We start from the raw sequence: 24,623 nt of genomic DNA, 5'->3' as shown, positions 1-24,623 counted from the left end.
AGAAATTTGACCCCATTTTAGATAAAATAAAAAATGAATACTACACAGAATACGGACAAAACGCATATGCAGGCAGAGGACCCTACGCAGAAGGAGGATTCGCAATTTTACTTGAATCACGTAATTTCAGAGGAATAAAAACAAAAGGAATAAAAAAAGCAAATAACGAAATGACACGAACAACAACAACCCACAACATCAAAAAAATACACAAACACATCAATAACAAAACTCTAAACAAAATATTAAATGAAATAAAGAAAGAAAAACAAAAACAACAAACAAACATAAACATATTTGACAAATGGACAAATAATTACATAATTGAACATGATAAAATCATAGATTTCAAAAATTAAATTAAAAAAAAATTCAAAGGAGAAATAGCGGACACTCCCATTTCAATTTAATAGAATTTACCAATAAAAATTCATCACTTATTCTCAAAAAACTGTCATTTAAAAATACTTACTTTTCAATATATTGATCCATTCACACAATCTTTAAAAAACAATATTGTTTATCTACATTCAATCAAACAGATTCAACATTTTCACACAATTCCAATATTTTAAAAGTTATTAATGAGATATATATTATTGATTAAATTATATTGTGTGATTAAATGAAAAGTGATAGTGTAAAAAAAGGAATTCAAAGAGCCCCACACAGATCATTACTAAGAGCTTGTGGACTTGATGATGATGACTTTAAAAAACCATTTATTGGTATAGCAAATAGTTTTACAGACATTGTTCCTGGTCATATTCACTTAAGAGAGCTTGTTGAATTTGTAAAAGAAGGTATTGTGGCTGCTGGAGGTATTCCATTTGAATTTGATACCATGGCGGTTTGTGACGGAATCAGCATGAACCACGAAGGAATGAAATATTCCCTTCCTTCAAGAGAGATTATCGCAGCGACTGTTGAAAGCATGACAAAAGGCCATGCTTTCGATGGATTGGTATTGATTCCAAGCTGTGACAAGGTGGTTCCGGGCATGATAATGGGAGCTGCTAGAGTGAATGTGCCTTCAATTGTAGTTACAGGTGGACCGATGGCATCAGGTGAGTATAATGGTAAACCTGCTGATTTGATTACAGTATTTGAGGCAGTCGGCGCTTATTCTGCAGGAAAAATGACTGAAGAGGAAGTAACTGAACTTGAAAAATGCGCCTGTCCTGGTGCAGGAAGCTGCTCCGGACTATTCACAGCAAATACAATGGCATGCATAACCGAAACATTCGGCCTTTCCCTTCCAACCTGCGCTACAACCCATGCAAGAACCGAAGAGAATAACCAGATTGCATTTGAATCAGGTAAGCAGATTATCAAGCTTGTTGAAGATGATATCAAACCTTCAGACATTTTGACTCAGGAAGCCTTCAACAACGCCATTGCGGTTGACATGGCATTGGGAGGATCTTCCAATACAGCACTTCACATACCTGCAATCGCCAGTGAAGTCGACGGCATTGATGTTGATTTGGAATTGTTTGATGAAATATCAAGAAACGTTCCCCACATTGCACTTATCTCTCCTGCAGGTGAGGATTCAATGATGGACCTGCACCTGGCCGGTGGTATCCAGGCAGTTCTTAAAACATTGGGAGATAAGATTGACACCAATCAGCTGACCGTAACAGGAAAGACTATTGCTGAGAACCTGGAAAGTGTTGAAAACAAAAACACCGATGTTATCCATACTTTAGATAATCCTGTACATAAAGATGGGGGAATAGCAATCCTTAAAGGTAATCTTGCACCTAACGGCAGTGTAGTTAAAAAAGGTGCTGTTGCAGATAACTTAATGCATCTTAAAGGGCCTGCAAAGGTATATGATTCAGAAGAGGACGTTACAAAGGCAATATTTGACCACGAAATCGAAGAGGGTGACATTGTGGTAATCAGATATGAAGGGCCTAAAGGAGGACCTGGAATGCGTGAAATGTTAAACCCTACTTCCGCTCTTGCAGGAATGAACATCAAGGATGTCGGACTTATAACCGACGGAAGATTTTCAGGAGGAACCAGAGGGCCATGTATCGGACATGTATCCCCTGAGGCAAGGGAAGACGGACCTATTGCTGCAATTCAAAATGGTGACATCATAGAAATAGACATTGAGAACAGATCCATCAGTGTCGAGTTGTCCGATGAAGAAATCGAAGCAAGGTTAAAAGAAGTTAAACACCCTGAAAGTGATGTTTCAGGATGGTTGGCATTATATCAAAAGCTTGTTCACTCAGCAGACACCGGTGCTATTTTAAGGTAGTGTAATCATGGAAATATTAAAATACTCTGAAATTGATTTGGAAGATACAATTAAAAGGTCAGAACAGGATGTCAATAATGTTTTGGGGACAGTATCTGAGATTTTGGAAAATGTTCGAATAGAAAAAGATAAGGCAATTCGCCAATATACTGAAAAATTTGATGGTGTTCTAATAGAAAATTTGAAAGTATCCAAAGATGAAATTGAAGAGGCATATGAAACATTGGATGATGAATTATTGACCGCTTTGAAAAATGCTGCAAATAATATCGAAAGATTTCATAAAAAGCAAATTCCATCTGAATGGGAAATGGAAGTCAATCCCGGAATAGTTGCCGGCCAGATTGTAAGGCCGATTAACTCAGCAGGATGCTACATACCTGGCGGAAGAGCGGCATATCCTTCATCAATATTAATGACAGTGATACCTGCAAAAATCGCAGGGGTTGAAAATGTGGTTTGTGTCACCCCTCCACAAAAGGACGGCAAGATCCTTGATGCAATTTTGGTTGCAGCCGACATTGCAGGTGCCGATGCGATATATAAGGTTGGAGGAGCACAGGCAATTGCAGCGCTTGCATATGGAACCGAATCAATTCCTCAAGTGGAAAAGATTGTTGGTCCTGGAAATATATTTGTCACTGCCGCAAAGAAACTTGTCTATGGTCAAGTAGATATTGAGTTTCCGGCAGGTCCGTCTGAAGTGCTGATTTTAGCTGATGAAACTGCAAATCCTGAATTTTTAGCAACAGATATTTTGGCACAGGCAGAGCATGATCCTAACGCTTCATGTTTTTTAGTGACAGATAGTGAAGATTTAGCTCTCAAAACAGATGAATTCGTTAAGAAATTAACCGAATCCGCTCCTAGACGCGAAATCATTGAAGAGTCATTATCAAAAAGTGGAAAAATCATTATCACAGACACATTTGAGGAAGCAATTTACGTTACAAACGAATACGCTCCTGAACATTTAATCATATCCACCAAGGACGATGACGAAACATTATCACACATCAACAATGCGGGTTCAATCTTTTTAGGCGCTTATTCACCTGTTGCCGCTGGAGACTATGGATCCGGAACAAACCACGTATTGCCTACAGGCGGCGGGGCCAAAATGTATTCCGGACTGTCCACTGAAGCCTTCATCAAAAAGCCTACCGTTCAAAGACTTACCAGAGACGGTTTGAAAGAACTTTCAAAAACTTCTGTTCCGATTGCTGAATATGAGGGATTCTTTGCACATGCAAACTCATTCAAAACAAGATTAAGGGATGATTAGATGGATTTTGAAAGAGTTGACATGAGGGAAATGACTGAAGAGGAAATGACCAAGGCCGGTGAAATGGCAGAAATAGTTTTTAAGCTCAATCACACAATGCCAAACACCGATGAGTACAACAGTCTTTTAAAAGAGCTGTTGGGCGATAATTTAGGTGAAAACAGTCAAATCATGGCTCCTATTGCTGGTGCGGCATTTGACCGTCTGAAAGTGGGCAATAATGTTTTCATCAACTCCAACTCATTACTGATGGCCCGTGGCGGAATAACAATCGAGGATGATGTCATGCTTGCCGCAAATGTTCAGCTTCTCTCAAACAACCACGATGAGTATGACAGGCAAGTTCTAACATGTAAACCTATTCACATCAAAAAGGGAGCATGGATCGGTGCAGGAGCAAGCATCCTTCCTGGTGTTACAATCGGGGAATATGCGATTGTCGGTGCCGGTGCCATCGTTACAAAGGACATTGGCGACTATGAGGTTGCTGTCGGCATTCCTGCCAAGGTTGTCAAAACATTGGATAAGGATAAGTTCTGATATCTTATCCGCTTTTTTTATTTTCATTACAATTTTTCAATTCATTTATAACTTTATGAAATAACTTTAATTTTGCTAAAACAGATTCTACATTATTTAAATATCATGATTTTTATATATTTCACTCAATAGATGAATTAATAACTTAATTGCCTGATTGGAAATCTAGTTATGTATGTCTATTTTTCCTCTTGTATTGGAGGTGATGGTTCTGTTAGGTATTCTGGTTGTACTTGACATAGTATTGATTATGCTTGATGTCATTGTAATCTATAATCATTACCGTGGCTAGGGTAATCTCTTATGACTGATGAATTTTGTAAGGTTGGTTCTTGATTTTTCAAGGTCTACCAGCTGGAAGTTTTGCGTAACTCTTCCCAACCTTATTTAATTCTTTTTATTTAATGTATATTTTCTTATTTTATCTTAATTTCTTCTCATAATCCTTATTTTTTATATTTAATAATTAATCATATCTTTATTTTTAAAAATAACTTGTTATTGAATAGTTTAGTTAACTTTATATATTATGTTATTCTATTTTATTATAGAATATGTTTTTTCATATTCGCCACTTTCTATACAAGAAAGAAATCAGGTAATAAACAGTTGTCTAATCTGGTAGTAGTTTATGGGTTTTTCCTATAAACTTAGACAACACTTATTTTTAAATTTTTAATAATTTAATTAAATTATTTTTACAAACCTCGAGGTGAATAATTTGCAAGGTTTATTAAACGATTGGAGAAGAACAAACTACGCTAGTGAATGTACTCCTGAAATTGCAGGCAGTGACATCACAATCATGGGTTGGGTGCACGAAATCCGTGATTTCGGCGGGATCATGTTTGTCATCATTCGTGATGTTACAGGCAGAGTTCAAGTAACCGCTCCAAGCAAAAAAGTTGACGAAAAAATAATGGAAGAATTAAGAGAATTCAGAAAAGAGTCCGTTGTAGCGATAAAAGGTTTAGTACAGGAAGCTGGAAAAGCACCAAACGGTGTTGAAATCATTCCTAAAGAAGTCAAAGTATTGAACTTGGCTAACCAACCTTTACCGATGGATCCAACAGAAAAGGTAAAAGCAGGAATAGACACAAGATTAGATTCAAGATTCTTGGATATCAGAAAGGAAAACGTTTCTGCTATTTTCAAAATCAAAGGACAAATGTTCCATACCATAAGAGATTACTTCTATGATAATGGATTTTATGAAATCAACACTCCTAAATTAGTGGCATCTGCTACCGAAGGAGGAACAGAATTATTCCCGATTACATACTTTGAAAAAGAGGCATTTTTAGGCCAGTCCCCACAACTGTACAAGCAGATGATGATGGCTGCTGGAATGGACAAGGTATTTGAAATCGGTCAGATTTTCAGAGCAGAAGAGCATGATACACTCAGACACCTGAACGAAGCCGTTTCCATAGATGCAGAAGCTTCATTTGCTGATGATGAAGATGTAATGAAAATCCTAAACGACATGCTCATCAATGTATTGAAAGACGTCAACGAAAACTGTGCTGACGAATTGGCTGTATTGGGTCATGAGCTTGAAGTTCCTAAAGGGGATTTCCCTGTAGTCACCTATGATGAAGCCGTTGACATCGTAAACTCAAAAGATGTTCCTATGGAATGGGGAGAAGACCTATCCCGTGAAGCTGAAAAGGCTTTAGGAGACACAATGGGAGGATTCTACTTCCTTACCAGATGGCCTAGTGAAATCAAACCGTTCTACGTAATGCCTGTTGAAGGCGAAGAACAATACTCTCATGCATTTGACTTAATGTATAACAATTTAGAATTATCCTCAGGTGCTACCCGTGTACACCAATATGACTTGCTCGTAAAACAAATCGAGGAAAGAGGATTGAACCCTGCAGGATTTGGCAGCTACTTGAAAGCGTTTGAATACGGAATGCCTCCACACGCAGGTTGGGGAGTCGGTGCTGACAGATTAACCATGGTACTTACCGGTGCTGAAAACATCCGTGAATGTGTACTCTTCCCAAGGGACAGACACAGATTAACTCCTTAGATTCTATGAAGGAATACGATATAGCTATTATTGGTGGAGGACCAGCAGGAATCATGGCTGCAATCGCAGCCAGTCAAAATTCCTCTAATGTGATATTGCTTGAAAAAAACTCCCAGTTAGGTCGCAAGCTACTCTTGACTGGAGGTGGAAGATGCAATATTACAAATTCCAAACCAATCAAACAGCTATTAACTTTTTTTAACAATAAAAACTTTTTAAAACACTCATTTTACTCATTTACAAACGAGGATTTACTCGCGCTTTTTGATTTTGATTTTGTTGAGGAGGATGACAATAGAATTTTTCCCGAAAGCGGAAAATCAAGGGATGTCCTTGATGGTCTGACCGAACTTCTTGAAGATGTAAGTATAACTTATAACTTCGAAGTTAAAACTATAACTGAAGGCTTTATCATCAATGATGAAATCAAAGCGGAGAAGATCATCATCGCCACAGGCGGAGTAACCTACCCGCAAACGGGCTGCAACATCAGTAATTACTCATTGACTTCACATCCTATAACAGACATCAAATATGGCCTCACTCCATTGATAACCAAAAGGGATTTGTCAGATATTGCGGGAGTAACACTGTATGATGTCATTATAAGTTATAAGAAAAGCAAGGTCAGGGGAAATGTATTGTTTTCACATGTTGGCCTGACAGGCCCAGGCATCATAAACCTGAGCAATGAGATATCCCGAGATATAACATATAGCTTATTAGAAAATGAGCCCGATTTGGATTTGGAGATAGCTATTGATTTATGCCCGGAATTTTCACGTGAAAATCTGAAGGAGAAGTTCACAAAAGACTTTCAAGCCAAGGGCAAGACCCACTTGAAAAACTACTTGAAACTATTTTTGACAAACAGCTTCATCAATTTCTTTTTAGATGAAATAGGAATTGAAAAGGACATTATATTATCCCAAATCAATAAGAAAAGCAAGAATAAATTGATTGAAAATCTTAAGAGATTCACTTTTAAAATCACTGGTTTCAACAGCAAATTGGCCAAAATAACTATTGGTGGTGTTGATTTGGATTATATAAACCCAAAAACAATGGAGTCTACATTAACACCAGGTTTATATTTTGCAGGTGAGGTTTTGGATGCTCATGGACCTACCGGCGGGTATAATCTTAAAATTGCATTTTCAACAGGGTACCTGGCAGGTATTTCAGCCAGTGAAAAATAATTTCCAATCAGCATTTTGATTTTATTTTATATAAACTAACAAAATATTTAACATATATATAATTCAAAAATTAGTTTATGACAGACAAAATGTTCATGGGTGCATCAACTAAACAAGGTTTGGATATTGCAAACAAAAGTCGTGAAATTATCCGTGGCCTTATTGGAGATGATGTCAAAGATTTAGAACCTATAGAAAGAGACATCGTTGAAAGGATTGTACACTCAACTGCAGATCCTGAATATGCAAAATTGGTTAAAATCAGTCCCGATTTTGTAGATGCAGCTATGGCTTCCCTTAGAAATAAGGAGACCATTTTAACTGACATTAACATGGTTAAATATGGAATCACAAGATATGAAGGGGAAGTTGAGTGTTATATCAAAAACGAGGAAGTAGTCAAAATCGCAAAGGAAAATCAGATTACAAGAGCGGCTGCAGCAATGCGTTATGCAGCTTCAAATGATTTTGAAGGTATTGTCGTTTCAGGTAATGCTCCAACCGCTGTTTTTGAAGCTATGGACTTATATGCAAAAGGTGAAATGAATCTTAAAGCTATTGTCGGAGTTCCAGTTGGTTTTGTAGGAGCCGCAGATTCAAAAGAGGCTTTACACAATTCAGAAATTCCAAACATTATTGTTGAAGGACCTAAAGGCGGAACACCGATTGCTGTAGCATGTGTAAACTCATTAATACAACATTTATAGTGTGATAAAATGTATTCCGAAGAATTGTTCAATGAATCAAAAAAGTATTTCCCTGGCGGAGTAAATTCTCCTGTAAGGGCTTTTAAACCTTATCCATTTTTTGTTAAAAGTGCTGGTGGATCTAAAATCACAGATGAAGATGGTAAAACTTACATAGACCATTGTTTAGCTTATGGTCCTTTAATTTTGGGTCATGCTAATCCTAAAGTTGTAAGGGAAGTTTCCAACCAATTGACTATCGGTACAGCCTATGGCGCTCCTACCGAAAATGAGATTACCCTTGCAAAAGAGGTCATTGACAGGATTCCATCCGCTGAAATGGTGAGATTCTGTAATAGTGGAACCGAAGCCACAATGAGTGCAATCAGATTGGCACGTGGTTTCACAGGCAGGGACAAGATAGTTAAGTTTGAAGGGGCATATCATGGAGCTCATGATTATGTGCTTGTTAAAGGCGGTTCCGGAGCTGCAACTCTTCCTGACAGTCCGGGCATACCTGAAGACACTACTAAAAACACATTGTCAGTCCCGTTCAATGATGAAGAGGCTCTCACCGAACTGATTGAGAAAGAAGGAGAAAACATTGCCTGTATCATTATGGAAGTGGTAATGGGTAATGTCGGTTGCATTGAACCAAAACCAGGATTTTTAGAGTTTATTAGAAAAATCACAGAAGAGAATAACATAGTTTTAATATTTGATGAGGTGATCACCGGTTTTAGAGCTTCCCGTGGAGGAGCTCAGGAATATTATGGCGTCACTCCTGATTTAACCACATTGGGTAAGATTGTCGGTGGAGGACTTCCAATGGGAGCATTCTGTGGTAAAAAAGAGATTATGGAATTGATAGCTCCACAAGGTCCGGTTTATCAGGCAGGAACATTTTCCGGAAATCCGATATCTGTCCAGGCGGGCATTTCCACAATGGCACAATTGGATGACTCTTTCTATAAGGAATTGGAAAGAAAAGGCAATTTCCTTAGAGGAAACATTCAATCAATCATTGATGATGAGGGCTATAACGTTCAGCCTGTTGGACTCGCTTCAATGTTTCAAATTTATTTCAATCCTGCACCAGTTTACAATTATGCCGATGCGCAGGAATCTGACAGAAAGATATTCTTGAGATACTTTAAGACATTATTGAAAGAAGGCATATTCATCCCTCCATCTCAATTTGAGTGTAATTTCATTTCAAATGCTCATAGTATGGAGGATTTACAAAAGACTTCTGATGCTATTGAATTAGGATTGGGAGCAGCATTCAAAAAAAGAAGAAGGTAATATAATGGAAATCGATTGGAAAGAAGTTGCATCCTATGCAATAATTCTTATTATTGTCTTGATTGCCGCACAACACTTGAATGTGGTTGTTTCAGGAAGTATGGAACCTGCATTTTACAGGGGAGACATCGTGATGGTTCAAAAGGCCAATTTCTTTGGCATTGATGAGTTCAACCCTGAAGAGGTGCAAGTGGGTGATGTTGTCGTTTATGATGCGGCATGGTATGACCAGCCGGTGATTCACAGGGTCATCAACATTACGGACATTAATGGAACTACGATGTATGTGATTAAGGGGGATAACAATGACCGTGCAGACCCTTATTATGTTAAAGCAAGCCAAATACAGGAAAAAGTAGTGACATTAGGCGATAATTTGGTTGTCATTCCAAAAATTGGTTATCTTTCCCTCTGGCTAAGAGGTTTATAATTATTATAAGGTGAGTTAATGTATTTTGAAATTGAAAAACAAGCTATTGATGCCATCAATAAGGCATTAGATCAATATGATGTTGAAATTGATAGGGATTTTAAACTGGAATTTCCTCCTAATCCTAAATTAGGGGATCTTGCAAGTACTATCGCTTTTGCACTTACTAAAAAGTTGAGAACTTCACCTCCTGAAGTTGCAAAGGAACTAGTCGAAAAGATTGAAGTTCCGGAAATCTTCTCTAAAGTTCAAAACTTTGGACCTTATGTCAATTTCTTCATAGATTATGACAAGTTCTCAAAATTGTTGTTGCAAAAGGTTGACGAGAACTACGGTCAGCTTCCGGAATATGACGAAAAGATTATTTTGGAACACACTTCAGCAAATCCGAATGGTCCATTGCACATCGGACACATCAGAAACTCCATTTTCGGTGATTCCCTTGCAAGGCTTTTGAAACTTGCAGGAAGGGACGTCGAAACCCAATATTATGTTAACGATATGGGAAGGCAGATTGCAATCATCGTGTGCGGCATAACCGAATGTGGCCTAAAGATTGAGGATTATGAAGGTGAGAAATTAGACCACAAAATCGGAAAGCTATACTATGATGCCAACAAGGCTGTTGAAGAGGATGAAAATTTAGCAAACAAGGTAGATGAATTAATTCAAAAATATGAAGAAGGCGAAGACGAGGAATTAAATGCAATCTTCGAGCAAGTAGTTTCAAGTTGTCTTTCCGGAATGAAGGAAACACTTCAAAGAATTAATATAAATCACGATGATTTTGTATGGGAAGGACAGTTCATAAGAAGCGGTGAAGTCGACGACCTTGTAAAATATATCCAAAGGGAAGGGTTCACCCGTGAGGATGATGTTCTCTACATCGATCTCACAGACTTCAACATTGAAAAGGAATTTGTATTGCGCCGTTCAAACGGCACATCACTTTATTCAACTCGTGATTTGGCTTACCACAAATACAAAGCCACTTTGGGAGATACAGTACTTGACATTTTAGGCTCAGACCATAAGTTGGCCGCAAAACAAATCAAGGTAATATTTGAAGAGATATTCAGACAGACACCTCCTGAAGTAATATTCTACGAGTTCATCACATTGCCTGAAGGATCAATGTCAACAAGAAGAGGTAAATTCGTATCTGTTGATGATTTGATTGATGAGGCCGTCAAAAGGGCAACCGATGAAATCAAGTCAAGAAACCCTGACTTGACCGATGATGAAATCGCTCCTATGGCAGAGGATATCGGTATCGGTGCCGTAAGATTCTTCATTGCAAAACTGTCCCCTGAAAAGCACTTGACATTCAAGTGGGATGAGGCATTAAGCTTTGAAAGAGGCTGCGCATCCATCCAATATGCACATGCAAGGGCATGCAAATTGCTTAAGAAATCAGGCAAGGACATTAGCTCATTAACAGTCAGCGATGAATGGAGTCCTGACGAGGCGGAACAAGACTTGATTCGCCAAATCGCTAAATTCCCACAGGTGGTTGAAGATTGTGCTAACAAAAAGAGGGTTCACAATATCACACAATACGCACAGGATTTGGCAGGCTCATTCAACAAGTTCTACAAAACAGAACAGGTAATTGGTTCTGATGTGGAAGATACCAGACTGATTTTGGTTGATAGAGCAAAAATAACTATTAAAAACGCTTTAGACATTTTAGGTGTAAGTGCACCTGAAAAAATGTAGATGAGTAAAATTAACTCATCTTTAATTTCTTTTTTTTAATCCACAAAGTGGATGTAGTCTTCTTTTCTAGGCAATGGTTCCGGAGCGTCCATGTCAGGATATCCCAACACAACGTGGCCTACTCCCTCATAACTTTCAGGAATTCCCCATTCTTTCAATAGCTCTTTTCCCTTTTCGCTATGGAATTCGTCGTATGCCCTGTGTATCCAGCATGATCCGAGACCAACGGCATGTGCTGCGTTAACGAGAACCGCCAATACGCTTGAACCGTCTTCCTTCCAGGTTGGCCATTCGGTATTTGCCAAAACAATGAGCAATGTTTTACCGCCATAAAACGGATCCAAGTCTTCCGGCACTTCTGTTGGGAAGAAGCTTCTGTTCCATGCTGAGAATTCTTTGATTGTTTCAGGATTTTGGATTACAACAATCTTTGGTGATTGGGCACCTCTTCCGGTTGGCGCATAGGTTCCTGCCTCTAGGATTGTTTTCAGTTCCTCGTCTGTTATCTGTTCGTCCTTGAATTTTCTGATACTTCTTCTGCTTTTTAGGTTTTCTATAGTTTCGTTCATATTAAATCCTCACAGATTTTTATAAGTGATTTTCTGAAATCGCCATATTCCTCATCGCTTAAGGAATTTCTTATCTTTTCATCCCACTCATCATCATAGTCCATAACAGTTTGGGCTATTTTGGCCCCTTCAGCTGTTACATTTATAATCTTTTTCCTTTTCTGTGGGGTTTTGGTTATCAATCCCTTATTTTCAAGCTTTTCGAGGTTTCTTGTCACTGTACTTTCGTTGATGTGCAGGGCGTCGGCCAGTTCCTCCTGGCTTATTCCCTCGTTCTTATAGGATTTTACCAATAACGGGTATAATCCTGAACTCAAGTCAACGTCCTTTAGCCTGTTGTTTAGAAATGCTGTTTGCTTCCTGTGAAGCAGTGAAACCAATGGGGATGTCGGTATATCCTTATCAAACGGCATGTTCCCTACCCCTTATCAGCTTGTTGATGTACAGTTCAATGCATGCATAACATATCAGGGAACCTATTCCCCCTCCAAGGAGCATTCCGCAGTATATTCCGAATTCTCCCATGTGGAATGTGAATCCCAAAAGGTATGCAAATATAAGCACAAGTATGAATTCCCTGAATGTTGTTAGGAAAAATGATATTGTTCCTTTTCCAACTCCCTGGAACACGTTACCTGCACTTGCACCAAACGGCACGTATAGGATGAACAGGCACATTATCTGTAGGAAACCGGCTATCATGGGTGCCAGTCCTGCACTGTTTTCTGAATATGAAAATATCAATGCGATTTGGTTTGCAAATACATATAGAATTATGCAGACGATTATTGATGCTATTAGAGCCACTTTCACCGCATATCTTGCGGTCACCCTTAGGTTTTCGTATTTGCGAGCTCCATATGCCACTCCGGCAACTGATATTGCGGCGGTTCCGATTCCTATTGCCGGAAGCATTCCGATGTTCACTATTCTCCATCCTGCGGTATAGACGGCCACTGAGGTCGGTCCGGACACTATTGTGAGCATGTAGTTTACGAATATTGTAAGGACGGACAATACCAGCTGTTCGAGACTTGCCGGAATACCTACCACTAGGATATCCTTATACATTTTGAAGTTGTTATGGAAGTCTTTCCTGCTGTAAGAAAGGTAGGTGTCTTTTTTAACGAATATCCAGTAGAACATTAACAGTAGGCTTATGAATGGTCCGATTGCTGTTGCCCAAGCTGCCCCTGCAATTCCCATGTTCAGCACATAAATGAAGATAGGATCCAAAATCATGTTTATTATCGCAGCCAGTGCTATTGGGACTGTGGCTCTTTTGATATCTCCTTCAGCCCTGAATGCCCCTCCGACAATTGGAGGAACCAAAAGTCCAAATGTCCATGCGAATATGATGAAAGCGTATTCCATTGCATAATCCAAGACGGATGATGCGCCCATTAGGACAAGCAATGGCTTAAGGAATGTCAGGAATATGACAGTAATGATTATTGAGACTATAAAACTCAAAATCAGGTTATGTATTGCAGCATTGTTTGCTGAATGCTTGTCTTCAGCTCCAATGTATCTTGATATAAGTGAGTTACCACCGGCTCCTAGTCCGTTTCCGAATCCGACCATTATCATGAACAGGGGTGTGACATATCCCAGTGCGGCCAGGGGTTCTGCCCCAAGTCCCGCAACCCATATGCTGTCAATAATGTTATTTGCGAATATCAAAAACATACTGGCTATAATTGGGATTGATAGTTTGTTTATCGCCTTTTTAGGGTCACCTGTTATCATTTCTACATTTTCATTTTTTTCCATGCTTTACCTCTCTTGCATATGCAATTATACTCTTGTATATGCAAGTGTAAGTATTTAAATGTAGTGGTGTAAAAAATATTTTTCAAAAAAAAAGAAAAAGAGAGGGGGTTTATTGTAAGTTACCCTCTTCGTCAACCATGTTTCCAGACTCATAGATGTCTCTAATGTAGTCTGCGGAGTATCCGTTATTTTGTCCGCCACGAATTATACCATTTTGATCATAATAGAAATTGTATTGGCTGTCATAGTATAATTGAGCGCTTGAGGAGTTTCCATTATTATACATTGATGTACCTGCGCTTGAGTTGCTTTGTGTAGCAGGTTGAGAACCGGAATTTGAAGCTTCTGTAGTTTCAGCTGCTCCCTCTTCAACGTTAATTGTTTGTTTTGCGCTGCATCCGTTGTATTTTGCGGTTCCGTTATATGAAACGATTACATCATAGCTTCCTGGATTTTCATTGTTTAAAACAAGTGATGCTTTACCTTCATTATCTGTAATGACAGAGTAGGTTTGGTTGACACCGTTTTCTACAAAAGTAATAGTAATGTTTTGAGTTCCTAATGCGTTATTCTGTTCGTCTTTAAGTAAGAATTGCACTGCTTCACCATTTTTCAATGTGCTTTGGCTTAAAAAGTCTATTTGGGTATTCATTTTACCGTCATGGCTTGCTGATGGCAAGTGGGTAAATACAAAAACACCTAAGACTATTAAGACAATAACAATCAATGCTATAATTATAATGTTATTATTTCTCATAGTTCCTCACCAATTTAAACTATATAATTTTTAATATATAATAGTTTTTTTTAAAAAAAATAATTATAAATATTTTTAACAATAAAATATAAACCAATAGGAGAATTTATTATGAAGGTTTTAGTTGTTGGAACTGGTGCCCGTGAACATGCTATCGCTGATGGTTTAAAAGATGATGTTGAATTGTATTGCTACATGAGTAAAGTCAACCCTGGAATGTCAAAAATTGCTGAATTCAAGCAAGGAGATGAGGGTGAAGTTGAAAAGGTAGCCGAATATGCCGTTGAAAAGGGTATAGACATTGCATTTATAGGTCCTGAAGCTCCACTCGGAAAAGGAATAGTCGATGAGCTTGAAAAAAATGGAATCAAATGTGTGGGACCAACCCAAAGTGCGGCAAGAATTGAAACTGACAAATCATTCATGAGAAAACTCTTTGAGGACTATGAAATCGAAGGGTCATTAATCTATAAGGTATTTGACAATTCAGAAGACGTATCAGCATTCCTGGATGAATTCGATCAGGATGTTGTAGTAAAGCCTGTAGGATTAACAGGTGGTAAAGGGGTAAAAATCGTCGGAGACCATCTTAAAGATAATGAGGAAGCAAAGGAATACTCATGTGAAGTTATTGACAATGTGATGGGTGGATTTGCCCAAGTAATCATTGAAGAAAGATTGATAGGTGAGGAATTCACTATCCAAGCGTTCTGTGACGGTGAAAACTTGGCACCAATGCCTGCAGCACAGGACCATCCTCATGCATTTGAAGGAGATGTCGGCGCAATCACCGGTGGAATGGGTTCATACTCTGATGTAGGTGGATTATTGCCATTCTTAACTCAGGAAGATTATGATAAAGCGGTTGAAATCATGCAGGCAACCATTGAAGCAATTGCTAAGGAAGCAGAACCTTACAAAGGAATTTTATATGGTCAATTCATGCTGACAGCTAACGGACCTAAACTCATTGAATATAATGCAAGATTCGGCGATCCTGAAGCAATGAACGTTTTACCTTTACTTAAAACTCCATTAATTGATGTTTGCCAAGCTATTGTCGACGGCACTCTTGATAAGGTAGAATTCGAGGACAAGGCTAGCGTATGTAAATACATCGTGCCTGACGGATATCCTGAAACCCAATATGCTGGCGAGTTAATCGAAGTCGATGAACAGGCAATTGAGGAAATGGGCGCAAAGGTCTTCTATGCGGCTGTTTCAGCTGAAGATGATGGAATCCACTTGTCTGGCTCAAGAGCTTTGGGTATAGTGGCCAGTGGTGACAGCATCGAGGAAGCTGAAAAGATAGCTGAAAAGGCATGCGGATTTGTTAAGGGTAATGTTTACCACAGAAGAGATGTGGGAACAACAGAACTTGTGAATAAGCGTGTGGAACACATGAAAGAAATTTTAAACTAAATTTCTTTTTTTATTTTTAGGTGATGTTTATTTCTGAAGAGGATATTAAAGACCCAGTAGATTTTGAAGATTTAAAAGGAGAGCTCAGCGATGCCCTTTGGAATTTAACCGATGATTTGGATGATGAGACTCTTCAAAAAATCAATGACCTTAAAGAGGATATTCAAGAAAAATACTCCAATACGGCTGTTGAGGAAAAGTTGGACGACATCAAAATGAGTTATTACGAAAAGCTCAAACGGTCATTTGAAAAAGACATGGATGTTGATCCCGGTAGAATACTCGGCTTGACTGACGGTATTTTCGGAATGGTAATGACTCTTTTGGTTTTCGGTATCGCATTGCCTGAGATAGTCATATCCTCCTCAGCGGACTTTGCATCATTTCTCCAGTCAATAACTCCAACAATCGGAATCACTCTTGTCAGTTTTATATTGGTCAGCTCATTCTGGCTGTATCACCACGAATTCATGAAAATCACCAATTTGAACATTCCTTATTTGTGGCTAAGTATATTTTATCTGGCTTCAATTTCATTCATTCCGTTTTCAACCTCGGTTGTAGGAAATTACTCCCAATTTTTCCTGGCCAATGTGGTTCTTGGAATAAATATACTGTTAACAATTATTTTCTTCCTGTTAATGTTCAGATATGCTTCAAACAGGGGATTTTTAGAAAACAAACCTTCAGATAGTGAGAAAAAATATATTTACAACACATTTTACATTATAATGGGGCTTACAGTCCTTATAAACCTTCTAGATTACAATATATCAAACAATTTCATTTATCTGTATTTTTTGGTCCCTGTAATTTCCACTCTTAGAGATATTAAATTTAAAATGGACCCATAGAAACATTTAATATACATTACCTAGATATAATTATTTTTCTTAAGATTAGAGGGGAATTTTAAATGAGCAGTTTGTTGTCTGTTAGCGATATTAAGGATGATGTTAAATACATTTTGGATTTAGCCAGTAAAATTAAAGCGGGAGAAATGGAAGAAAAGCCTCTTGAAGGCAAAACATTGGCAATGATTTTTCAAAAGTCATCTACTCGTACCAGAGTTTCATTTGACGTTGGAATGTATCAACTGGGTGGAAGAGCAATCTTTTTGTCATCCAATGATTTGCAAATGGGTAGAGGTGAACCGATTTCTGACACCGCTAAGGTCTTAAGCCGTTTCGTTGACGGAATAATGATTCGTGCAATTAAACACTCTGATGTTGAGGAGTTAGCTAAACATGCTGACGTGCCTGTCATTAACGGATTGACTGACTTGGAACATCCTTGCCAAGCGTTGGCCGACATGTTAACAATAAAAGAACATTTGGGCGATTGGGAAGGCAAAAAGATCTGCTTCGTTGGTGATGGAAACAATGTATCAAATTCCCTATTATTAATTGCTCCATTGCTCGGAATGGACATGTCCCTGGCTTGCCCTAAAGGATATGAGCCAAATGAAGACATTTTAAAAACTGCTCAAGAGTATGCTGACGATAACAACACCGAAATAACAATAACTGATGATATCGGTTTGGCCTTGCAAAATGTTGATGCGGTTTTCACTGACGTATGGGTTAGTATGGGTGATGAAGCCGAAGCAAAACAAAGAGAAATAGATTTTGCACCATTCCAAGTTAACTCCGATTTGATGAGCCTTGCTAATGATGGGGCCATTTTCATGCACTGCCTGCCTGCCATCAGGGGTCAGGAAGTTACAGCAGAAGTCATTGACGGACCACAATCTGTGATTTATGACGAGGCTGAAAACAGGATGCATGCCCAAAAGGCCGTTTTATATTATTATATGAAGGATTAGAATGTTATAATCCTCCAAATATTGCAAAAATTATAAATATAGCAACTAAACATAGACAGCACCCTATCCAGTCTGAACTACCGCTGGATGATGAATTTGTGTTTGTATTTGAAGTATTTTGGTTGTTATGTGTTGGAGGGGTCTCGATTACCTCTGTTTTTTTCACTTCTTCTATTAATTTTGTTCCGCAGTTTCTACAATAGACTGCATTTTCCGGATTTTCTTCTCCACAGTTTTTACAAAACATAAATAATCCACCTTATTATTATTTTTAAAAAGATTATAAGGCCTATTCCACCAATAAAGCCTGTTATGAATCTTAATGTATTTGTGCTTTCCCTTGGACCGAAGTACTGTGTGAAACCGTCTATTGCCACAGGCACCATAAGAACCATTGAAATGAACAGCATGTTCCAGTCATAGGGGTGCTTATAGAAGAGATTCACAATTAGATAAATCATCAGTCCGGTATAAAATCCTGTGCATCTTGCACAAACCGGAAACTGATGGCCTTTTATGAAAAAGCTCCTTTCAGGCATTCTGTGGCATAGATATTTAGTGAAATTCATTGTATCACACAACTTGCTAACATTAGTATTAATTCAATAATTATATATATTTTTGTATTCATAGTATTGTTATAATAAATTAAAAGGTTTTTACAATGAGAGGCGGAGAAGCAATAATTGAATCCCTCAAAAATATGGGGGTTAAAACAATATTTGGTTATCCTGGCGGACAAACCATACCGTTTTATGACATGCTATATGATGCGGACATGGATCATATACTAGTTAGACACGAACAATGCGCAGCTCATGCAGCTGACGGTTATGCGAGAGCATCTGGTCGTGTGGGTGTGTGTTTGGCAACTTCCGGTCCTGGTGCAACCAATCTTGTAACTGGTATAGGAACAGCTTACATGGATTCTTCTCCAATTGTGGCTATTACTGGTCAAGTTCCTACTCATTTAATTGGAAATGATGCATTTCAGGAAGCGGATATAATTGGTATAACAATGCCAATCGTTAAATATAGCTATCAACCTAAAAATCCGGATATGATACCTTCAATAATCAAATCCAGTTTTGAAATAGCTTCCACTGGAAGACCGGGTCCTGTCTTAATCGACGTTCCAAAAGAGGTTCAGGAAGGTGAACTGACAGAGTTCAAGGATGATTTAATCGAGACACCTGGTTACAATCCAACTGTAAAAGGTAATATCAGACAAATCAAAAAAGCCAGTGAGTTGATTAAGCAATCCAAAAAGCCTATGATTTTAGCCGGTGCAGGAGTTATTATTTCAAACGCATGTTGCGAACTCAAAAAACTTGCGGAAACAATTAACGCTCCGGTAATGACTTCACTCTTAGGTAAGGGAGCTTTTGATGAAACCAGTGATTTGGCATTAGGTATGCTTGGAATGCATGGAAGGAAAGTTTCAAATGATTATATTAATGAATCTGATTTGTTAATAGCTATTGGTGTAAGATTTTCAGATAGAACCACTGGTAGACTGGACAGTTTCGCGCCAGATACAAAAGTAATTCATATTGATATTGACCCTGCGGAAATCGGTAAGAATGTGGAAGTTGATTTGCCGATTGTAGGAGACGCTAGAAATACATTATCCTCATTAAATAAAGTTTTAAAAGATTATAAGTCATCATCTGAAGTAAACGAATGGGCTGATATGATCAAGCAGAAGAAGAAAGAGTTACTTCCTCGCGTCACTTATGATGATGTTCCTTTAAAACCGCAAACCGTTATAAAGGAAATTGCTGAGGCTTTAAATCCAGAAGCGATTCTAACAACTGATGTCGGTCAAAACCAAATGTGGGCTGCACATTTCTTTGACACTCAAAAGCCACGCAAATTCATCTCATCAGGAGGTCTTGGAACCATGGGATTCGGATTCCCTGCAGCTATCGGTGCTAAAGTGGCCTGTCCTGATGATACTGTCGTATCAATCAATGGTGACGGCGGATTCCTGATGGTTTGTCAAGAATTGGCTACCGTAAAAGAGTATGATATACCGGTAATTGCAGTCGTTTTGGAAAACAGGACCTTAGGAATGGTATATCAATGGCAAAGCTTATTGTACAATGAAAGGCACTCCCAAACCCTATTGGGCAACAGTCCTGACTTTGTCAAGCTGGCGGAAAGTTTCGGTGTCAATGGGGTTAGAGTCACCAAGCCTGGCGAAACCAAAGAAGCTTTATCAAGTGCAATTAAGGATAATGAGCCTGTTTTGTTAAATGTTGTAATAGACTCTGAAGAGGCATTGCCTATGCTTCCTCCTGGAGCGGGAATCAATGAGATGATTGGTGAATACAAACTTGAAAAGGATGTGATTTAGATGGATAAGAAATATCACGTTATTTCAACACTGGTTGAAGATAAACCGGGGGTCTTGCAAAAAGTGGCCGGAATGTTCAATAGAAGAGGATTCAACATTGACAGCATCACTGTCGGTAATTCAGAGGTGGAAGGCCTATCCCGTATGGTAATCACCGTTCATGCAGATCAAAGGGGTCTTGAACAGGTTACAAAACAGCTGAATAAATTAATTGACGTTATCAAGATTAAAGATATCACTAAAACTGCCGTAAAAAGGGAATTGTGCCTTGTAAAGGTAGCCATTCCTAATGCACAGGCAAGAGCTGAAATAATGCAATATTCTAATATTTTCAAAGCACATATCTTAGATGTTACAGAAGAAACACTATTAATTGAGCTCACTGGAGATAAACAGAAAATCAATGCATTCATATCTTTATTGGAGGGCTATGGAATTAAAAGAATAGCCCGTACTGGCCTCACAGCTATGTCAAGGGGGGTATAAAATGACTATATTGGAAGATGTATTAAAGGACAACAAAGAATTTGTAGAGAACTTTGAAGGCGAAGAAATGTCTCACCATGCAGCTAAAAAATTAGCTATTTTAACCTGTATGGATTGCAGATTGATTGACTTTTTTGAACCTGCACTCGGTTTGAAAAGGGGAGATGCAAAGATAGTTAGAAACGCTGGAAACTCAATTGTAGGTGAAGATGCAATTAGATCAATCGGAGCAGCTTTATACAACCTTGGAGCTGAAGAGGTCATGGTTGTAGGTCACACTGAATGCGGTATGGCTGGTGCAGATGCTGAAGCTTTGAAAGCAAAAATGCTTGAAAGGGGCATCAAGGAAGAGGACATTGCAAAATATGACCTTGCAGAATGGATCGGCGGATTCGAATCTGAGGAAGCAAACGTTAAAGACGTTGTGGACAAAATCAAGAATCACCCATTGATTCCGGACGTGCCTGTACACGGTCTCATCATCGATATCGTGACCGGCGAGTTGAAAGTTTTAGTAGATGGTTACTAAATCCATCTATTCAATTATTTTTTTTATTTGATTTAAGTTACTTTTATTAATATAAAAAGTCAAATGTATTATTTGATATTTTATTGGATATCTTAAATTTTATCAATTAATTAGTTAAGAGATGATTTTAAATGAAAATGTATTACGACGATGATGTAAATACAGACGCTCTTGAAGGCAAAACCATTGCAGTAATTGGATATGGTTCTCAAGGAAGAGCACAATCTAGAAACATGGCTGATAGTGGAGCTAATGTTATTGTAGGTTTAAGAGAAAACGGCAGTTCCTGGAACTTAGCAAAAGAAGATGGAATGACTGTAAAAACTATTGAAGATGCTTCAAAAGAAGCTGATATCATTCACATTTTACTCCCTGATGAAATTCAGGAAAAAGTCTACAACGAACAGATAGCACCTTACGTTGAAGACGGTAACACTATCTCATTCTCTCACGGTTATAACATCCACTTTGGATTAATCAAACCTGACGAAACCGTAAACATTGTAATGTTTGCACCTAAAGGACCTGGATCCATGGTAAGAAGAACCTATGAGGAAGGATTCGGTATCCCTGGTTTAGTTGCTGTCGAACAAGATGCAACCGGCGATGCACTACAATTAGCGTTAGGTATGGCAAAAGCATGTGGCTTAACCAAAGCAGGCGTTTTAGAAACCACCTTCCAAGAAGAAACTGAAACCGACTTATTCGGTGAACAAACCGTTTTATGCGGAGGTATTACCGAATTGATCAATGCTGGATTCACCACCTTGGTCGAAGCAGGTTACCAACCTGAAATCGCTTACTTCGAAACCTGCCACGAAGTAAAACTCATCGTAGACTTGATTTACGAAAAAGGTTTTGCTGGAATGTGGACTGATGTAAGTAACACTGCTGAATACGGTGGATTAACCAGAGGTAATAGAATCATTACCCAGGAAGCTAAAGACGGTATGAAAGCAGTTTTAAAAGAAATCCAAGACGGAACTTTCAAAAAACAATGGGCTGAAGAAAACGCTACCAACGGCGCTAACTTAAAAGAAATGAGAGCTGCTGAAGGTCAAAAAGAAATCGAAATTGTTGGAGAAAGACTTAGAAAAGCTTGTGGATTACAAAAAGACGAATAAACGTCTTTTTTTCTTTTTTTATTTATTTTTAATATTATATTTAGTGTGGTAATCATGGTATTTATTGGAATGGACCATGGAACAACTGGAATCTCTTTTTGCATAATATCAGATGAGGGCGATATTGTCGATGTTTTTAAAATCGGAAGGGAGGAAAGTAAGAAAGGTCTTGTTTCTGCCTCAGAAGAACTTAAAAAACGTGTTAATTTAGATGATGTTAAATTAATGGCAATCACATACGCAATGGGCGATGGCATAAGCCAAATTTTACCAACTGACAAGGTCAAGGACCGTGGAATATTATCCATGAGCGGTGCAGGTAAGGTCACCGGTGGAGGAACCAGCGTTTTCGATGAATTGGAAGAGCTGAACCTTCCGTCTGTAATGATTCCTGGACTTCACAAGGACTCCACTTCATTGGACCGACTGTTCAGGGCAGCCTACTCTCATCAGGCAAGTCCGGAAAAGGTCAGCATTTCATATAATGCTGTGAAAGAGACCGGATGGAGCAATTTCATAGTTGCCGACATTTCATCCAACAGTGTTGATATTCTCATTGAGGACGGCAGAATCAAGGGTGCAATCGATGCGTGCCTTGGCGCCATGGGAATTGTTCACGGACCGCTGGATTTGGAGATGATACGTGACATCGATGAGAACAATGCATCTGCAAACGATTGCTTTTCACATGCTGGAGCCATTAAAATCGCTGAAATCGATGGAAAAGTGGCTAACATGAAGGATCAGCTATTGGAAAATTATGTTGCCGGTGATGAGAAAGCCAAATTGGCCATTGACACATTGGTCATGACCGTTGCAATGGAGATAGCAGGTCTTGATGTCGTGTGTGAAAACGATATTGAGGGAATAGTTCTGACAGGTTCCATTGGCAGTGCAACCACTCCATTTGACTTTAAGGACGAAATCAATAAGTATTTCAAAAACAAGTATCCTTTAAAGGTTATTTCTAAAGAGTCTGGAGCAATTGGTGCAGCTCAAATAGCGATGGACGTTTATAAGGGTAGAAAAGAAATATTAGGTATTGAAGTAAATATCTAATCTTCTTTTAAACTTATAAAGATAATGTTTCCGCCTTTGATAGTTTCAAGGCCGTTTTCATTTTCTAAAACAAGATTTAAGTAATTATCGATAGCTATTATTGTTCCTTCTGTTTGGTAATCTCCTCTTAAATCAACAGTTACATATTTATTTTTAAATTGAGTAAAAAGTCTATTTACGTTATCGTCGCTCATTATTTCAAATCCTTGATAATTCTATTTTTATTTTGAAGTTTCAACTTTAAATACTTTAATGTTTATAATATATACTATGGCAATCAATCAATTAGAAAGCAATTTAGAAGCTATTACACGCACAATAGCTCAGTTAAAAAAAGACGGATGTACTGATGAAAAGATTTTAAACGAACTTAGAGAAGAAAGAGAAAAAATACTTAAAGATTTAAACTTATAAGTATTTTAATCAAACCATTCACGTATTAAATCCATACCGCTGGTTAAATCTATTTTTAATGGTGTTATTGAAGTTTTATTTAACTTCCTTAACGCATGGCCATCACTGCCTGACTTGTGGGCCTCATAGGGTTCGCCGTCAATCCAGTAATATGGCTTTCCACGTGGATCCAAACGTTTTTCAATAACAGGATTATACATCCTTTCACTTAAACCTACAACTTCAAACTTATCATCTGAAGGGTTAGCAGGAACATTAACGTTCAGCAGGTCAATTCCTTCAGGTAAACCTTTTTTTAAAACGATTTTAGTTAATTTCTTAAGCATTTTTCCCGCAAAATCAAAATCAACCTGTATGTCGCCGTTTTCAAACTTGATGTCATCCCGTGTGACCTCTTGGGATATTGCGATTGTTGGAATTCCAAAGCTTGCGGCCTCTATTGCGGCTCCCAGTGTTCCTGATGTTGTCAGTTCCGCCTGTCCGATGTTGAATCCGGTGTTTATTCCGGAAATCATTATGTCTGGCTTTTCATCCATTAGTTCGAATAATGCGATTGTCACTGCATCGGTTGGTGTTCCGCCCACACCATACCCTTTACTTCCATCCTTTAAAGTGTATTCATTCACTCTTAATGGCTCATATAATGTTAAGGCATGGCCTATTCCACTTTGTTGGGTTTCAGGTGCAACCACATATGTGTCGCATAAATCCTCTACCGCCTTTTTGGATGCCAGGATTCCTGAAGCTGTTATTCCATCATCGTTACTAAGTAAGGCTTTCATATATTTAATAAGATAGCACTTTATTAAAATATTTTGTGCAGTAT

The 24,623-nt window shown here is 38.3% G+C and carries 27 protein-coding genes; 19 read left to right on the top strand and 8 right to left on the bottom strand.

Translation table 11 applies throughout. The annotated features are described in order from the left end of the window. The 10 genes from MBBTH_RS10730 to argS all read left to right on the top strand — a co-directional run. On the top strand, positions 1-359 hold a 359-nt coding region (locus MBBTH_RS10730), incomplete at its 5' end, for a transposase (protein ID WP_207773370.1). A 266-nt stretch (positions 360-625) separates the two neighbouring features. Continuing rightward, positions 626-2,275 (top strand): dihydroxy-acid dehydratase, encoded by a 1,650-nt coding sequence (gene ilvD / locus MBBTH_RS10725; RefSeq protein WP_116593031.1) that lies wholly within the window; start codon positions 626-628, stop codon positions 2,273-2,275. Positions 2,276-2,282: 7 nt separating this feature from the next. Further along, a complete protein-coding gene (gene hisD / locus MBBTH_RS10720) occupies positions 2,283-3,560 on the top strand; it encodes a histidinol dehydrogenase (protein ID WP_116593030.1) in 1,278 nt (425 codons plus the stop codon). Further along, the gene (locus MBBTH_RS10715) at positions 3,561-4,100 is read left to right on the top strand and encodes an acyltransferase (protein WP_116593029.1); all 540 of its coding nucleotides are present in this window, start codon (positions 3,561-3,563) and stop codon (positions 4,098-4,100) included. Positions 4,101-4,821: 721 nt separating this feature from the next. Further along, complete coding sequence (gene aspS / locus MBBTH_RS10710) at positions 4,822-6,141, top strand: aspartate--tRNA(Asn) ligase (RefSeq protein ID WP_116593028.1); 1,320 nt, start codon at positions 4,822-4,824, stop codon at positions 6,139-6,141. Beyond that, positions 6,099-7,340, top strand: coding sequence for a BaiN/RdsA family NAD(P)/FAD-dependent oxidoreductase (locus MBBTH_RS10705; RefSeq protein WP_243409826.1), 1,242 nt, complete (start codon positions 6,099-6,101; stop codon positions 7,338-7,340). Before aspS ends, MBBTH_RS10705 begins: the two co-directional genes overlap by 43 nt. Positions 7,341-7,417: 77 nt before the next feature. After that, entirely contained in the window at positions 7,418-8,047 is a 630-nt protein-coding gene (locus tag MBBTH_RS10700; protein ID WP_116593026.1) for a cobalt-precorrin-8 methylmutase, read from the top strand. A 9-nt stretch (positions 8,048-8,056) separates the two neighbouring features. Further along, entirely contained in the window at positions 8,057-9,331 is a 1,275-nt protein-coding gene (gene hemL / locus MBBTH_RS10695; RefSeq protein WP_116593025.1) for a glutamate-1-semialdehyde 2,1-aminomutase, read from the top strand. Between the two features lie 4 nt (positions 9,332-9,335). Next, positions 9,336-9,761 carry a signal peptidase I gene (locus MBBTH_RS10690; protein ID WP_116593024.1) on the top strand — a complete coding sequence of 142 codons (426 nt, stop codon included), beginning with the start codon at positions 9,336-9,338 and terminating at the stop codon, positions 9,759-9,761. Positions 9,762-9,779: 18 nt separating this feature from the next. Further along, positions 9,780-11,480, top strand: coding sequence for an arginine--tRNA ligase (gene argS, locus MBBTH_RS10685; RefSeq protein WP_116593023.1), 1,701 nt, complete (start codon positions 9,780-9,782; stop codon positions 11,478-11,480). A gap of 35 nt (positions 11,481-11,515) precedes the next feature. Here the strand turns inward: argS and MBBTH_RS10680 are convergent, their stop codons facing one another. The 4 genes from MBBTH_RS10680 to MBBTH_RS10665 all read right to left on the bottom strand — a co-directional run bounded on the left by MBBTH_RS10680 (position 11,516) and on the right by MBBTH_RS10665 (position 14,579). After that, the gene (locus MBBTH_RS10680) at positions 11,516-12,049 is read right to left on the bottom strand and encodes a nitroreductase (RefSeq protein ID WP_116593022.1); all 534 of its coding nucleotides are present in this window, start codon (positions 12,047-12,049) and stop codon (positions 11,516-11,518) included. Continuing rightward, a complete protein-coding gene (locus tag MBBTH_RS10675) occupies positions 12,046-12,462 on the bottom strand; it encodes a MarR family winged helix-turn-helix transcriptional regulator (RefSeq protein WP_116593021.1) in 417 nt (138 codons plus the stop codon). Before MBBTH_RS10675 ends, MBBTH_RS10680 begins: the two co-directional genes overlap by 4 nt. Continuing rightward, complete coding sequence (locus tag MBBTH_RS10670; RefSeq protein WP_116593020.1) at positions 12,452-13,822, bottom strand: MATE family efflux transporter; 1,371 nt, start codon at positions 13,820-13,822, stop codon at positions 12,452-12,454. Before MBBTH_RS10670 ends, MBBTH_RS10675 begins: the two co-directional genes overlap by 11 nt. Before the next feature lie 109 nt (positions 13,823-13,931). Further along, complete coding sequence (locus MBBTH_RS10665) at positions 13,932-14,579, bottom strand: Ig-like domain-containing protein (RefSeq protein ID WP_116593019.1); 648 nt, start codon at positions 14,577-14,579, stop codon at positions 13,932-13,934. A gap of 111 nt (positions 14,580-14,690) precedes the next feature. Here MBBTH_RS10665 and purD point away from each other — a divergent pair, with 111 nt between their 5' ends. The 3 genes from purD (at position 14,691) to argF (ending at position 17,826) form a co-directional block, all read left to right on the top strand. Continuing rightward, positions 14,691-16,001 carry a phosphoribosylamine--glycine ligase gene (gene purD / locus MBBTH_RS10660; RefSeq protein WP_116593018.1) on the top strand — a complete coding sequence of 437 codons (1,311 nt, stop codon included), beginning with the start codon at positions 14,691-14,693 and terminating at the stop codon, positions 15,999-16,001. Between the two features lie 23 nt (positions 16,002-16,024). After that, a complete protein-coding gene (locus MBBTH_RS10655) occupies positions 16,025-16,855 on the top strand; it encodes a TMEM175 family protein (RefSeq protein WP_116593017.1) in 831 nt (276 codons plus the stop codon). Between the two features lie 62 nt (positions 16,856-16,917). Next, complete coding sequence (gene argF, locus MBBTH_RS10650) at positions 16,918-17,826, top strand: ornithine carbamoyltransferase (protein WP_116593016.1); 909 nt, start codon at positions 16,918-16,920, stop codon at positions 17,824-17,826. Positions 17,827-17,830: 4 nt separating this feature from the next. Here the strand turns inward: argF and MBBTH_RS10645 are convergent, their stop codons facing one another. Further along, on the bottom strand, positions 17,831-18,073 hold the full coding sequence (locus MBBTH_RS10645; protein ID WP_116593015.1) for a zinc-ribbon domain-containing protein: 243 nt from the start codon (positions 18,071-18,073) through the stop codon (positions 17,831-17,833). Continuing rightward, the gene (locus MBBTH_RS10640) at positions 18,063-18,395 is read right to left on the bottom strand and encodes a DUF2085 domain-containing protein (RefSeq protein WP_116593014.1); all 333 of its coding nucleotides are present in this window, start codon (positions 18,393-18,395) and stop codon (positions 18,063-18,065) included. The genes MBBTH_RS10645 and MBBTH_RS10640 overlap by 11 nt, the downstream gene beginning before the upstream one ends. Positions 18,396-18,490: 95 nt before the next feature. Between MBBTH_RS10640 and MBBTH_RS10635 the strand changes: the two genes are divergently transcribed. The 5 genes from MBBTH_RS10635 (at position 18,491) to MBBTH_RS10615 (ending at position 23,383) form a co-directional block, all read left to right on the top strand. Then, positions 18,491-20,185: an acetolactate synthase large subunit gene (locus MBBTH_RS10635; protein WP_116593013.1), complete on the top strand. Its 1,695-nt coding sequence runs from the start codon at positions 18,491-18,493 to the stop codon at positions 20,183-20,185. Next, on the top strand, positions 20,186-20,671 hold the full coding sequence (gene ilvN, locus MBBTH_RS10630) for an acetolactate synthase small subunit (protein ID WP_116593012.1): 486 nt from the start codon (positions 20,186-20,188) through the stop codon (positions 20,669-20,671). Position 20,672: 1 nt separating this feature from the next. Next, positions 20,673-21,200 carry a beta-class carbonic anhydrase gene (locus MBBTH_RS10625; protein WP_116593011.1) on the top strand — a complete coding sequence of 176 codons (528 nt, stop codon included), beginning with the start codon at positions 20,673-20,675 and terminating at the stop codon, positions 21,198-21,200. Between the two features lie 131 nt (positions 21,201-21,331). Beyond that, on the top strand, positions 21,332-22,324 hold the full coding sequence (ilvC, locus tag MBBTH_RS10620; protein WP_116593010.1) for a ketol-acid reductoisomerase: 993 nt from the start codon (positions 21,332-21,334) through the stop codon (positions 22,322-22,324). Between the two features lie 54 nt (positions 22,325-22,378). Further along, positions 22,379-23,383 (top strand): methanogenesis marker 12 protein, encoded by a 1,005-nt coding sequence (locus tag MBBTH_RS10615; protein ID WP_116593009.1) that lies wholly within the window; start codon positions 22,379-22,381, stop codon positions 23,381-23,383. Here MBBTH_RS10615 and MBBTH_RS10610 read toward each other — a convergent pair. After that, positions 23,380-23,577: an LSM domain-containing protein gene (locus tag MBBTH_RS10610; RefSeq protein WP_243409825.1), complete on the bottom strand. Its 198-nt coding sequence runs from the start codon at positions 23,575-23,577 to the stop codon at positions 23,380-23,382. The two genes, MBBTH_RS10615 and MBBTH_RS10610, sit on opposite strands and share 4 nt — an antisense overlap. Positions 23,578-23,653: 76 nt before the next feature. Between MBBTH_RS10610 and MBBTH_RS10965 the strand changes: the two genes are divergently transcribed. Next, complete coding sequence (locus MBBTH_RS10965; protein ID WP_165814077.1) at positions 23,654-23,797, top strand: hypothetical protein; 144 nt, start codon at positions 23,654-23,656, stop codon at positions 23,795-23,797. Between the two features lie 5 nt (positions 23,798-23,802). On the opposite strand, the gene surE is transcribed toward MBBTH_RS10965, so the two are convergent. Continuing rightward, positions 23,803-24,579: a 5'/3'-nucleotidase SurE gene (gene surE, locus MBBTH_RS10605; protein WP_116593035.1), complete on the bottom strand. Its 777-nt coding sequence runs from the start codon at positions 24,577-24,579 to the stop codon at positions 23,803-23,805. Positions 24,580-24,623: the final 44 nt, after the last annotated feature.

The sequence above is a fragment of the Methanobrevibacter thaueri genome, from assembly GCF_003111625.1.
GTDB lineage: Archaea > Methanobacteriota > Methanobacteria > Methanobacteriales > Methanobacteriaceae > Methanocatella > Methanocatella thaueri.
Note: the sequence above shows the minus strand (reverse complement) of the source record. Positions and strands in the feature narration are given on the sequence as shown.

Coding starts and splice junctions, on each gene's coding strand:
- ilvN (WP_116593012.1), top strand. CDS start 20,186: ATGGATAAGAAATATCACGTTATTTCAACACTGGTTGAAGATAAACCG.
- hemL (WP_116593025.1), top strand. CDS start 8,057: ATGTATTCCGAAGAATTGTTCAATGAATCAAAAAAGTATTTCCCTGGC.
- MBBTH_RS10635 (WP_116593013.1), top strand. CDS start 18,491: ATGAGAGGCGGAGAAGCAATAATTGAATCCCTCAAAAATATGGGGGTT.
- argF (WP_116593016.1), top strand. CDS start 16,918: ATGAGCAGTTTGTTGTCTGTTAGCGATATTAAGGATGATGTTAAATAC.
- MBBTH_RS10675 (WP_116593021.1), bottom strand. CDS start 12,462: ATGCCGTTTGATAAGGATATACCGACATCCCCATTGGTTTCACTGCTT.
- MBBTH_RS10665 (WP_116593019.1), bottom strand. CDS start 14,579: ATGAGAAATAATAACATTATAATTATAGCATTGATTGTTATTGTCTTA.
- MBBTH_RS10645 (WP_116593015.1), bottom strand. CDS start 18,073: ATGTTTTGTAAAAACTGTGGAGAAGAAAATCCGGAAAATGCAGTCTAT.
- MBBTH_RS10655 (WP_116593017.1), top strand. CDS start 16,025: ATGTTTATTTCTGAAGAGGATATTAAAGACCCAGTAGATTTTGAAGAT.
- MBBTH_RS10700 (WP_116593026.1), top strand. CDS start 7,418: ATGACAGACAAAATGTTCATGGGTGCATCAACTAAACAAGGTTTGGAT.
- surE (WP_116593035.1), bottom strand. CDS start 24,579: ATGAAAGCCTTACTTAGTAACGATGATGGAATAACAGCTTCAGGAATC.
- argS (WP_116593023.1), top strand. CDS start 9,780: ATGTATTTTGAAATTGAAAAACAAGCTATTGATGCCATCAATAAGGCA.
- MBBTH_RS10705 (WP_243409826.1), top strand. CDS start 6,099: ATGTGTACTCTTCCCAAGGGACAGACACAGATTAACTCCTTAGATTCT.
- MBBTH_RS10690 (WP_116593024.1), top strand. CDS start 9,336: ATGGAAATCGATTGGAAAGAAGTTGCATCCTATGCAATAATTCTTATT.
- MBBTH_RS10715 (WP_116593029.1), top strand. CDS start 3,561: ATGGATTTTGAAAGAGTTGACATGAGGGAAATGACTGAAGAGGAAATG.
- MBBTH_RS10625 (WP_116593011.1), top strand. CDS start 20,673: ATGACTATATTGGAAGATGTATTAAAGGACAACAAAGAATTTGTAGAG.
- MBBTH_RS10965 (WP_165814077.1), top strand. CDS start 23,654: ATGGCAATCAATCAATTAGAAAGCAATTTAGAAGCTATTACACGCACA.
- MBBTH_RS10640 (WP_116593014.1), bottom strand. CDS start 18,395: ATGAATTTCACTAAATATCTATGCCACAGAATGCCTGAAAGGAGCTTT.
- hisD (WP_116593030.1), top strand. CDS start 2,283: ATGGAAATATTAAAATACTCTGAAATTGATTTGGAAGATACAATTAAA.
- MBBTH_RS10615 (WP_116593009.1), top strand. CDS start 22,379: ATGGTATTTATTGGAATGGACCATGGAACAACTGGAATCTCTTTTTGC.
- MBBTH_RS10670 (WP_116593020.1), bottom strand. CDS start 13,822: ATGGAAAAAAATGAAAATGTAGAAATGATAACAGGTGACCCTAAAAAG.
- MBBTH_RS10680 (WP_116593022.1), bottom strand. CDS start 12,049: ATGAACGAAACTATAGAAAACCTAAAAAGCAGAAGAAGTATCAGAAAA.
- purD (WP_116593018.1), top strand. CDS start 14,691: ATGAAGGTTTTAGTTGTTGGAACTGGTGCCCGTGAACATGCTATCGCT.
- ilvD (WP_116593031.1), top strand. CDS start 626: ATGAAAAGTGATAGTGTAAAAAAAGGAATTCAAAGAGCCCCACACAGA.
- ilvC (WP_116593010.1), top strand. CDS start 21,332: ATGAAAATGTATTACGACGATGATGTAAATACAGACGCTCTTGAAGGC.
- MBBTH_RS10610 (WP_243409825.1), bottom strand. CDS start 23,577: ATGAGCGACGATAACGTAAATAGACTTTTTACTCAATTTAAAAATAAA.